Here is a 10341-nt window from a genome sequence, read left to right on the forward strand (position 1 = left end):
ATGAACAAGAGAATAAAGGAATTAAAATCTTATCCTATGGATAGATTAGTTAAAGCAAAGGAAAACTTAAAAAAACAAGGAAAGAAAATTTACGACTTCGGAACAGGGGATCCGAAGGAACCCACTGATCCAAAGATTAGAGAAGCAATCATAAATGCTATACCAGAAGTGAGTCAGTATCCGACCGTAAAAGGAAGAAAAGATTTAAGGGAAGCTATATCAAGCTGGTTTATGAATAGGTTCCACGTGTTTCTTGATCCAGAAAAAGAAATTATTCCAACCGCGGGATCAAAGGAAGCTATTTTCCACTTCCCATTAGTATTTATAGATACAGATAGCCATAAGAAAAAGGTAATCTTTGGAACGCCTGCTTATCCCGTTTATGAGAGAGGAACTCTTTTTGCAGGTGGCGAACCTTATCCTATAAAACTTGAATATGAAGAAGGTTTTCTCTTAAGACTAGATAAATTGCCAAAATCCTTACTGGAAGAAACAGCAATAGCTTGGATTAACTACCCTCACAATCCAACAGGAGCAGTAGCTCCTCTTTCTTACCTTGAGGAAACGTATGGAATTTGCCAAGAGTTCAACATAATACTTTGTTCAGATGAGTGTTATACTGAGATCTACTTTGAAAAACCGCCTCATTCTTTGCTTGAAGTTGGAAAGAAAGGAGCTGTTGTTTTCCATTCACTATCCAAAAGAAGCGGAATGACCGGTTACCGTAGTGGATTCGTTGCTGGTGATGAAGAAATCATAAAAACATACCTTAAGTATCGTTCATCCTTCGGAGTAGCTTCTCAAGATTTTGTCCAACAAGCAGCAAAGGTTGCTTGGTCTGATGAAGAACACGTAGAGAAAAGAAGGGAAATTTTCCGCAAGAAAAGGGATTTATTTTTGGACTTTTTCAAGAAGATTGGAATGGAGTTTCTGTATCCTGAAGCAACCTTTTACTTTTGGGTAAAGCTTCCAGAAGGCATTGATGGAAAAACCTACGCTCTTCATCTTCTAGAATATGGAATAGTTGTTTCTCCCGGTGAGTTTTTCGGAAATGGTGGGGAAGGATTTATAAGACTTGCGCTTGTTCCAACACTTGAAGAGTGTAAAGAAGCTATCAGGATTTGGGAAAAAGCCCATCAAACTTTTTTGGAGAAGGTAAATGCAAATAAGGGATAAAAGAAAGAAAATAATCGTTGACATTAATCTCTCGCCAATTTTGGATTTATCTCTTATGCTTGTTATATTTTTGGCAGTCACAACCGAGTTTATCTCCGGTGGTGAGATAAAAGTTCAAGTTCCTAAAGGCGGTAGCGGTATTCATTCACAAGAAGAAGTTGTAAAAATCGTTATTGATAAATGGGGCAAAATCTATTACCAAGGCAAAACCTATCAAGATCCTGCAAAAGTAGCTGCCCTTCTGCCAAAAAATAAAAGGATTTACATAAAAGCAGATAAGGAAGTTCCTTACCAGTTTGTTTTCACTATGCTTGATGCTTTAAGAAAGTTTGGAATTCAAAAAGTTTCTTTAGTGGGGCAGAGAATTGACTAAATGTTATGTAAAGACTTCTTCAGCAGAAGAAACAAAGGCTCTTGGGAAATCAATAGGGAATGGTCTTCCAAAAGGAACTATTGTTCTACTTTCTGGAGATTTAGGATGTGGTAAAACAACCTTAACAAGAGGAATAGCCAATGCACTTGGAATACCAGAAGATGAAGTTACTTCACCTTCCTTTAACATCATTCACGAATATGACTCTTTTGTCCACATAGACTTTTATAGACTTTCCAGCGAAGATGCTTTAGAAGATTTAGGACTTGATGAAATTTTGCTTGATGACAGGATAAAAGTAATAGAGTGGTTTGAAGTAGGGGCTAACTATTTAGAAAACTTAAATGTTCCTATTGTGAAAATTAACTGTCTTTTTTGTGATGAGAACGAAAGAACTTTTGAGATAATTGACCCGTCAGGAATTTTATGTGAAAAAATTAAAAAGGGAGGCTTTAATGTCAAAGATAGTTGACGTAAAGGCAAGAGAAGTTCTTGACTCAAGAGGAAATCCTACTGTTGAAGCAGAAGTTGTCTTAGAGTCTGGAGCTGTTGGAAGAGCTATCGTTCCAAGTGGTGCATCAACAGGTGAAAAGGAAGCATTAGAGCTAAGGGATAAAGACCCAAAAAGATACCTTGGAAAAGGAGTTCAAAAAGCTGTAAAAAATGTTAATGAAGTAATTGCTCCTGCTCTAATAGGACTAGAATCAACAGACCAAGCTGCTATTGATAAGCTAATGATCGAAATCGATGGAACAGGGAACAAAAGCAACCTTGGAGCAAATGCAATTTTGGCAGTTTCAATGGCAGTTTGTAGAGCATCAGCAGAAGAACTTGGTATGCCTCTCTTTAGATATATTGGTGGAACAAATGCAAAAGAGCTTCCAGTTCCTATGATGAACATTCTAAACGGTGGTGTTCACGCTGACAACAACGTAGACCTTCAAGAGTTTATGATTATGCCGGTAGGAGGAGAAACTTTCTCAGAGTCTTTAAGAATAGGAGTTGAGGTCTATCATACTCTCAAAAAAGTTTTAAAGAACATGGGACATTCTACAAACGTTGGAGATGAAGGAGGATTTGCTCCAAATCTATCTTCTAATGAAGAAGCTATTCAAGTAATTCTTAAGGCTATTGAAGAAGCGGGATATACACCGGGAGAAGATGTTTTAATAGCTCTTGATGCTGCTTCTTCTGAGTTTTACAAAGGAGATGGAATTTACGAACTTGAAGGAGAAGGAAAGAAACTAGGTAGAGAAGAACTTGTTGATTTTTACAGAAAACTTGTTGAAAAATACCCAATTATTAGCATTGAAGATGGAATGGCCGAAAATGACCACGAAGGATGGAAACTTCTAACTGCTGCTCTTGGTGATAAAGTTCAGCTTGTAGGAGACGACGTATTTGTTACAAATACAGAGCTCCTAAGAATTGGAATTAAAGAAGGATTTGCAAACTCTATTCTTATAAAGCTCAACCAAATTGGAACTGTAACAGAAACTCTTGAAGCTATTGAGATGGCTAAAAGGGCTAACTACACTGCCGTTATTTCCCACCGTTCTGGAGAAACAGAAGATACATTCATTGCAGACCTTGCTGTTGCAGTAAACAGTGGACAGATTAAAACTGGGGCTCCTGCAAGAAGTGAGAGAAACGCAAAATACAACCAACTTCTAAGAATTGAAGAGTATCTTGGAAGTGCTGCTGTTTATAAAGGACAAGAAGTTTTCTACAACTTAGAATTCTAATCCTTAGGGGGCTTTGTCCCCCTTTTATTAACAAAACTCTCTCTTTTCTAAGGTCAGCCTTCTTAGAAAAACCTTCCTTTAACTTACACCTTCTTCAAAGATATATAATTCCAACCTAATTTTTGGGAGGTCTTTTCTATTCGACATTTCATTCATATATTAGATTTAAACAAAATCAAAGGAGGTAAACTATGGAATTTTCAAAGATTATGGATAATGTAAGATTTATAGCAAAAGTTATTGAAAAAGAAGATCTCAAAAAAGTTGATCCTCATAAAGTAGCCAAGAAAGCTTATGAACTGTATTGGAAGGCAAACTGTGAATATGGAGTTGTTAACTCGTTCAAAGCTCTCGGAGTGTTTAACTTTGACTATGGGCAGGTAATGGCTATCTCTAAACAACTTCCTCACAAATGGAATACAATTTGTGGCGCTATTACAGGAGCTTTTTACCTATTTGCCCTTACTCTACCGGAGGAACTTCTTGAAAAGTCTGTCAAAGAGTTAATAAAATTCCACAACGAAACTAGGCTTCCAATTTTTGAGGGAAATAAAAAGTTCAACATTCCTAAAGTAGCAGTAGGTTCAATCCTTTGCAGAGATTCCATAATAAACTGGTGTAAAGCTGCAGGAATTCATCCAAGATCTTTTGAAAGAAGTGAAAGATGTGCGAGAATAACAGGAGACTTAGCTTATAAGACAGCTAAAATACTGAACAAATACGCAGATGCCCTTGTTGGAGCATAAAAGTAGGGAATGGATTACACGAAACTATATCTTATAGTTGTTGGTGCTGTTGCTTTTGGTTATGTTCTTGCTTCTATTTTAGTAGAAACGAATTTAGTTAACTGGCTCGGGCTAAAGACCATAAAGCTTTCTCGTTTGGGTATTCACCCTCTTTTAACAAACGTTCCAGTTATACATCTTGTTTCTCCCCGAGCTGCTCACATTGCTGCTTCGAAACTTTTAAATGAAGGAAAAGTAGAACCATTAGATCTTTACCTTACCGTTTTAGCTTCCAACTTTCCCATGCGTTTGATGTTTCTTTATAAGTATTTTTTCCCAGTTCTTATACCCTTAATAGGAGTAATAGCTGTTTACTACGGTATTTTGCGACTTCTTTTTGATGCTGCTATCCTTGTTGTTGTTTCAATAGTGGGGAGAATAAGGTATAAAAAACTCGAACCTTCTTTGCAAAAACTAGAAAAAGTAAAAGTAGAACTTTCACTTAGTTTCTTAAAGAAAGGATTTCTGAAAGGTGTAAAGGAAGCCTTTTCTTTTATTGTGAAGTTTACTCCCCTATTTTTCCTCATAGTTTTCCTGATGGAAGCAGGAATCATGGAAAAACTTGTTGAGTTCTTAAAACCTATTTTTGGAAAACTTGGTTTTGACTCTTTGGAAATTACCTACATTACAACTTGTGCCATAAGTCCTCCAGTTGCCTATGGACTCGTTAATGTAATGGTTGAGAAAGGTTATTCGGTAGCCCAAATCCTCGGCACAATGGCTGTTGGAAATGCAATGTTTTCTATTTTAAGGAGTTGGTGGATGTATCTCCTTCCGTACTACGTTGGACTCTATCCTTTGAAGGTAGTTGCTACACTTTTAATACTTCAGGCTTTTCTACCTGCGTTTTATAATTTTGTAATAGGGATTATTCTGGTTAATTTATCTTAAGGTTTAAAGCTATGGAAGAGATAAAGCTTTTAAAGAATTTTCTTTTAGAGTTAAAACTTTTTTCTATAAAAAACACCTCGTGGGCGATCTTGGTTGAGGGGAAAAGGGATAAAGCAGCCCTTGAAATCTTTGAGATTCAAAATGTTGTTGATTTAAAGGGTAGAAACTTTCACGACCTTGCAGAGGATTTATCAACAAGATTTGAAGGAATTGTTATCCTTACAGACTTTGACAGAGAGGGGGAAGTAATCTTTCAGAAGCTTTCGAAACTTTTGCCTGTTTATGGTTTAAAAATCGATAGTTCTTTTAGGGAAAAGCTTAGGAAAACAGGGATTCAGTTTATTGAAAAGATACCCAAAAAGCTAATACGCTAATAAATAAAGTCTTAACAGATTAATTCACAGATTCCTTGTTCAAATCCAGCAACAGTTAGTAGAAAGTTTCCCATCGATAAGAACATTTACCCTTTGAAAAAAATTTCTGAATAGGTTCGAAGTTTTCTGGTGGAATTGGATGTACGAAACCATTTTTAGAAAATTAGAAAAGAAGGATTAGAGTTTGTTGAAGCTTCTGTAGAGTCTATCGATACTTATCCAAGAACAATGAGTGGTTTAAATCCTTTGAAACTAAAACTTTACTTTGATAAAGAGGGTGTTCTTATTGGTGGAGAGGTTGTAGGTAAGATCAAGTATGTTTCTGGACTTATAGACTTAATTGGAAGGCTTGTATTTGAAAAGGCAAAAGTTAAGGACTTAACTACTTCTCCACCGGTATCTCCTTCTCCGTTAATGCCGCCTATCCAAATGGCTTTCCTTCAAGCGATAAAGAAACTTTAAGGGGCGGTTTGCCCCTTTCTATTCTTTTCATTGACTGATATACTGATAGGTATTATAATCTTTTCTTAATGAATGATGATTCACTATTCAGAGAGGTGAAAGTATGAAAAAGATTTTTTCTACAGTTGCTTTTCTATTAATAGGTCTGGTTACACTTTGGTTATTTTATTACTTTTACCTTCGTCACGTTTATGTAATTACCGACAACGCTTTTCAAGATACCCAAATGGTATCGGTATCTACCCAAAGCGTTTCTGGAAAGTTAGTAAAGCTATTTAAAGATGAATATCAGAAAGTAAAAAAAGGAGAACCATTATTTAAGATTGATGATGCGATTTATAGAAAGGAAGTGGGAGTTTTGGAAGAAAAGCTAAAAGCTTTAAAATCAAAAAAGGAAGAGCTTCAAAATAAACTTAAAAGGCTAAAAATCCAACTTTCCCTCAAAGTAAAAGCTAACGCTGAAGAGCTAAAAGCTATAAAGGAAAAGTTATACCAGCTTGACTACCAAGAAGAACTTGAAAAGAAAAATTACCAAACGACCCTCTCAAAGGCGAAAAGTAGGTTGAAATCTCTTCAGAAATCCTTAGAAGAGGCTGAGGCAAACCTTACTTACTGGAAAAAACAGTTTGAAAGGTATAAAAGACTTTACGAAAAAAGGGTTATATCTTTGGAACAACTTGAAAAAGTGGGGCTTAGCTATAAACATGCTGTCTCTCTTTTTGAAGCTGCAAACTCCCAACTTGAAGCTGCAAAAGAAGACATTAAAGCTGCTGAAAGTCTGAAAAATAGAGTAGAAATTGTTAAAAGTCAAAAAGAAGAGCTAAGAAGAAAAATTGAAGCCCTAAAGAAACAACTTTTAATTTCAAAAGCAGATCTAAAGAGGATTGAGGAATTAAAAATTTCTATAAAACAGCTTGAAAAGGAAATAGCTTCCCTAAAGCATCAACTCGAGAAGGCAAAAGTTCTCCTTTCTTACACCCTTGTCAAATCACCGATAGATGGAGTTATTGCCAAGAAATGGAAAGAGGAAGGAGATTTTATATCTCCGGGACTTCCCGTTTATTCCATTTACGATCCGAAAACCTTCTACGTTTTAGCTTGGATAGAAGAGGATAAACTGAGAGATTTCAAGGTAGGTAGCTACGTAAAGGCTAAGTTGGAAGCTTGCGGAAAAGAATTTGAAGGAAAAGTGTCTTCTATTGGATCTTCAGCAGGTTCCGTTTTTTCTTTAATTCCTAAGGATACATCTTCGGGAGAATACACAAAAGTGGTTCAAAGGGTTCCAGTGAAGATTAAGTTAGAAAGCGTTCCTCTAAACTGTATAAAACCGGGAACAAACGTCCTTGTTTACATTAAGAAGGAGTAAAGGGTGGGAAAGAAAGTTTACATTATCTCTCTCCTTATAGTTGCCGGAATGTTTATGACACTTCTTGATACAACGATTGTTGACATAGTTCTTCCCCATATGATGAGTAGTTTTGAAGCTGAGCCTGATGATATACAGTGGGTAATTACTTCTTACATGATCGCTTCAGCTATTGCAATGCCTGTTGTAGGATGGCTTGGAGGAAAACTTGGACATAGGAATACTTACCTTCTTGGAATAGGGCTTTTTACTCTTATGAGCGCTGTCTGTGGAATTGCTCCAAATCTTAGCGTAATGATTTTTGGTAGATCCCTCCAGGGAATAGGAGAGGGAATAGTGGTTCCAATGAGTATGGCACTTCTTTTTGAGCTTTTCCCTCCCGAGAAAAGAGGAATTGCAATGGGGATGTTTGCTCTTGGAGCAACTTTTGGGCCATCGTTAGGACCAACACTTGGGGGATATTTGGCCGAACACCTTGATTGGAGGTGGGTCTTTTACGTTAACCTCTTACCTGGAATAGTTGTTGTATATCTTCTAATGGTTTTAATGGAAGAGGACAGGAAAAAACACAAGGAAATCCAAAAGCTCGACCTTATCGGCTTTACTCTCTTGGCAGTAGCACTGTTTAGCCTTATTACTGCTCTTTCTAAAGGGAACCAATGGGGGTGGAGTAACGAAAAAACGGTAGTTCTTCTTTATGTATTTCTAGTTTCCTCTATTCTATTTGTAATGGTAGAACTTAAAGTGGAAAATCCTTTAGTAAACCTTAGACTCTTCAAACTTGAATTTTTCAGATACCCTGTAATCTCTCTTTCCCTATTTGGTATGGGAGTTTACGCCTCTTACTTTCTTTTACCTTTATACCTTGAAAAGCTTAGAGGGTTTCCAACCTTAGAGGCAGGGAAAATCCTATTCTTTCCAGCTGCTGCAACAGGAGTCATTAGCGTTATAACAGGACTTTTACTTGATAAAAAGATTCTGAGTTTTAGAACAGCAATAATTATTGGAACGACCCTTTTCATATTTGGAACATACATCCAAGCAAAACTTGACCTTTTTATGGGCAAGTGGGAAATAGTCCTTTGGCTCCTACCTTGGGGAGCTGGAATGGGGTTTTTCTTTCCAGCTTTATCTCAGCTTTCGCTTGGAAACTTTAAGGGAGACTCTCTTCGCCAAGCTTCGGCTCTCCAGAACCTTTTAAGACTTGTTGGTGGAAGTGTTGGAACTGCAATTTCAACTTACATCCTCATTAGTTCACAGAGTAAACACTTTGTAAACCTTACAGAAAAAGTTTCTCCTTACTCTCCACAAGTTGTAGAATTTACAACAAAAGTTAAAAATTACCTTTACTATACCCTTTCAACTCCAAAGTGGGAACTTTCAGAAAAAGCACAAGGAATACTTGGAAGTCTATTCAACGAACATTCATTCTGGCATTCTTTTGGTGATGCTTTCTTTTTTGCAACCATTTGTGGAGTTTTTACTCTCTTGATTGCAACGCTCATAAAGGAGGAAAACCTTGAAGAAGTTAATCTTTCTAGTGATGGTTCTAATTCCTAATTTGGTTTTTGGTAGACAGGTTAGCGATTTAAACGAACTTGTAAAACTTGCTCTACAAAATAACCCTGAAATTGAAATAGTAAGGAAAAAGAAAAACATCTCAGAATACGAGTTTAAGAAAGCTATAGGAGAATTTCTTCCTTCTTTAAAATTTGAGTATTCAAAAGTTCGCCTTTCTGACGTTCCAACCTTTAATATCGGACCTGCCGAGTTCTCCACTATGAATAAAGATTTTTACAACTTTAAACTCTCCCTTACTCAACCAATTTTTATGGGCGGGAAACTAATCCTTAACTACAAAATAAAAGAAAAGAAAAAAGAAGTTGCTTCTTACGAACTTCAAGAAAAGGTTTTAGAAGTTGTAAGAAACATTAAAAAAGACTACTACGAACTCTGTGAAGCAAAGTCAAATGTTGAAATTGCTCAAAAGTTCCTTGAAGCTGCAAAAGAACACCTAAAAACCGTGAAATCTTTCTATAGTGAAGGTTTAATTCCAAGAAGGGAACTTCTTGAGGCAAAAGTTAAACTCTTTGAAGCAAAAGAGAAACTTGAAAATGCTAAAAACTTTTATGAAATTTCTTTAGAAAAACTAAGAAAAGATGTTGGTGTTGAAAACTTAGAAGTAAAAGTAGAAAAACTTTCGTATGAACCTTTAAACCTATCTTTAGAGGAACTTTTAAACACTGCTTATAAAGTTAGACCAATTTTTAAATACCTTAAACTTCTAGAAGATACAGCTAAGTATGGTGAAAAAATAGCTTACAGCCAGTTTCTACCAAACCTTTTCTTAAATTTTTCTTATGAAAAAACAGATCAATACGTTGGAAGTAACTATTCAGCAACCTCCTTTAGTTTGGTTCTTCAGTTTCCGATTTTTGAAGGTGGAAAAAGGTACTGGGATTTAAAAGTTGCAAAGGAAAAAGAGAATGAAGTGCAAACATTAATAAAGAAAACGAGAGACCTTGTAAGACTTCAGGTAGTATCGGCATTTAAGAAACTCAAATCTTGCGAAAAGAGAATAGAAACTGCAAGAAAAATGGTCGAGGAGGCAGAAGAGCTTTTTAAAACTTCTAAGGAACGCTATAAAGAGCAAGTTGGAACTTCAACAGAAGTCGTTGACGCTATCGCCTATTATGTAAAAGCCAAGGAATTTTTAAACTCTGCAATAGCAAACTACAATAAAGCACTTGCAGATTTAGAGTACGCTGTGGGAGTTTCTAAGTTTTAATAAAGAGCAATGCCTTCTCATACCAGAGAAACTCCTACTTTTTCACCTATTCCTTTTTGAAGATCCTGCTTCAACTTAACAAGCTCTAATATATTTTTAGGGGATGGTGAAATTTCCACAATCATAGATTTCTTATAAGTTGGAGCAAGGAGAAATCCCCATCCTTACTTCCTTGACCTTATACCCTTTTCCTTCCAAAAACTTTATGGCTGTCTCGTAGGCTTTTGAAAGATCCTTACCTTTAACGACGGCAGGATTGTTTATTATCTCCATGACTTTTTGTATATCCCTTAGGGTTTCAAAAAATCTTTAAGCTATGAAAACCTCCACATCTTTACCTATAAACTTTTGCAATTCTTCTGTTAAATCTATAAGTTCCTT

12 protein-coding genes are annotated in these 10341 nt (G+C 36.2%); 11 read left to right on the forward strand and 1 reads right to left on the reverse strand.

Annotation, left to right across the window (positions count from 1 at the left end; all coding sequences use genetic code 11):
* From dapC to ABGX27_00755, 11 genes are all read left to right on the forward strand, one after another.
* Positions 1–1176 (forward strand): succinyldiaminopimelate transaminase, encoded by a 1176-nt coding sequence (dapC, locus tag ABGX27_00705; GenBank protein ID MEO2068017.1) that lies wholly within the window; start codon positions 1–3, stop codon positions 1174–1176.
* Positions 1160–1549 (forward strand): biopolymer transporter ExbD, encoded by a 390-nt coding sequence (locus ABGX27_00710; protein ID MEO2068018.1) that lies wholly within the window; start codon positions 1160–1162, stop codon positions 1547–1549. Before dapC ends, ABGX27_00710 begins: the two co-directional genes overlap by 17 nt.
* Entirely contained in the window at positions 1542–2021 is a 480-nt protein-coding gene (gene tsaE, locus ABGX27_00715; GenBank protein MEO2068019.1) for a tRNA (adenosine(37)-N6)-threonylcarbamoyltransferase complex ATPase subunit type 1 TsaE, read from the forward strand. The genes ABGX27_00710 and tsaE overlap by 8 nt, the downstream gene beginning before the upstream one ends.
* Entirely contained in the window at positions 2005–3294 is a 1290-nt protein-coding gene (eno, locus tag ABGX27_00720; GenBank protein ID MEO2068020.1) for a phosphopyruvate hydratase, read from the forward strand. Before tsaE ends, eno begins: the two co-directional genes overlap by 17 nt.
* Positions 3295–3485: 191 nt before the next feature.
* Complete coding sequence (locus tag ABGX27_00725; protein ID MEO2068021.1) at positions 3486–4040, forward strand: C-GCAxxG-C-C family protein; 555 nt, start codon at positions 3486–3488, stop codon at positions 4038–4040.
* Between the two features lie 9 nt (positions 4041–4049).
* On the forward strand, positions 4050–4970 hold the full coding sequence (locus tag ABGX27_00730) for a hypothetical protein (protein ID MEO2068022.1): 921 nt from the start codon (positions 4050–4052) through the stop codon (positions 4968–4970).
* A gap of 11 nt (positions 4971–4981) precedes the next feature.
* Positions 4982–5344: a toprim domain-containing protein gene (locus ABGX27_00735; protein ID MEO2068023.1), complete on the forward strand. Its 363-nt coding sequence runs from the start codon at positions 4982–4984 to the stop codon at positions 5342–5344.
* Between the two features lie 228 nt (positions 5345–5572).
* Complete coding sequence (locus ABGX27_00740; GenBank protein ID MEO2068024.1) at positions 5573–5806, forward strand: hypothetical protein; 234 nt, start codon at positions 5573–5575, stop codon at positions 5804–5806.
* 103 nt (positions 5807–5909) lie between these two features.
* Positions 5910–7172 carry an HlyD family secretion protein gene (locus ABGX27_00745; protein MEO2068025.1) on the forward strand — a complete coding sequence of 421 codons (1263 nt, stop codon included), beginning with the start codon at positions 5910–5912 and terminating at the stop codon, positions 7170–7172.
* 3 nt (positions 7173–7175) lie between these two features.
* Positions 7176–8732 (forward strand): DHA2 family efflux MFS transporter permease subunit, encoded by a 1557-nt coding sequence (locus ABGX27_00750; protein MEO2068026.1) that lies wholly within the window; start codon positions 7176–7178, stop codon positions 8730–8732.
* The gene (locus ABGX27_00755) at positions 8692–9960 is read left to right on the forward strand and encodes a TolC family protein (protein ID MEO2068027.1); all 1269 of its coding nucleotides are present in this window, start codon (positions 8692–8694) and stop codon (positions 9958–9960) included. Before ABGX27_00750 ends, ABGX27_00755 begins: the two co-directional genes overlap by 41 nt.
* A 132-nt stretch (positions 9961–10092) precedes the next feature.
* Here ABGX27_00755 and ABGX27_00760 read toward each other — a convergent pair whose 3' ends face one another.
* A complete protein-coding gene (locus ABGX27_00760; protein MEO2068028.1) occupies positions 10093–10233 on the reverse strand; it encodes a hypothetical protein in 141 nt (46 codons plus the stop codon).
* Between the last annotated feature and the right edge of the window lie 108 nt (positions 10234–10341).

This window comes from Desulfurobacteriaceae bacterium, assembly GCA_039832905.1.
Taxonomy (GTDB): domain Bacteria; phylum Aquificota; class Aquificia; order Desulfurobacteriales; family Desulfurobacteriaceae; genus Desulfurobacterium.

Coding starts and splice junctions, on each gene's coding strand:
- ABGX27_00710 (MEO2068018.1), top strand. CDS start 1,160: ATGCAAATAAGGGATAAAAGAAAGAAAATAATCGTTGACATTAATCTC.
- ABGX27_00730 (MEO2068022.1), top strand. CDS start 4,050: ATGGATTACACGAAACTATATCTTATAGTTGTTGGTGCTGTTGCTTTT.
- ABGX27_00745 (MEO2068025.1), top strand. CDS start 5,910: ATGAAAAAGATTTTTTCTACAGTTGCTTTTCTATTAATAGGTCTGGTT.
- ABGX27_00740 (MEO2068024.1), top strand. CDS start 5,573: ATGAGTGGTTTAAATCCTTTGAAACTAAAACTTTACTTTGATAAAGAG.
- eno (MEO2068020.1), top strand. CDS start 2,005: ATGTCAAAGATAGTTGACGTAAAGGCAAGAGAAGTTCTTGACTCAAGA.
- ABGX27_00760 (MEO2068028.1), bottom strand. CDS start 10,233: ATGGAGATAATAAACAATCCTGCCGTCGTTAAAGGTAAGGATCTTTCA.
- ABGX27_00735 (MEO2068023.1), top strand. CDS start 4,982: ATGGAAGAGATAAAGCTTTTAAAGAATTTTCTTTTAGAGTTAAAACTT.
- ABGX27_00725 (MEO2068021.1), top strand. CDS start 3,486: ATGGAATTTTCAAAGATTATGGATAATGTAAGATTTATAGCAAAAGTT.
- dapC (MEO2068017.1), top strand. CDS start 1: ATGAACAAGAGAATAAAGGAATTAAAATCTTATCCTATGGATAGATTA.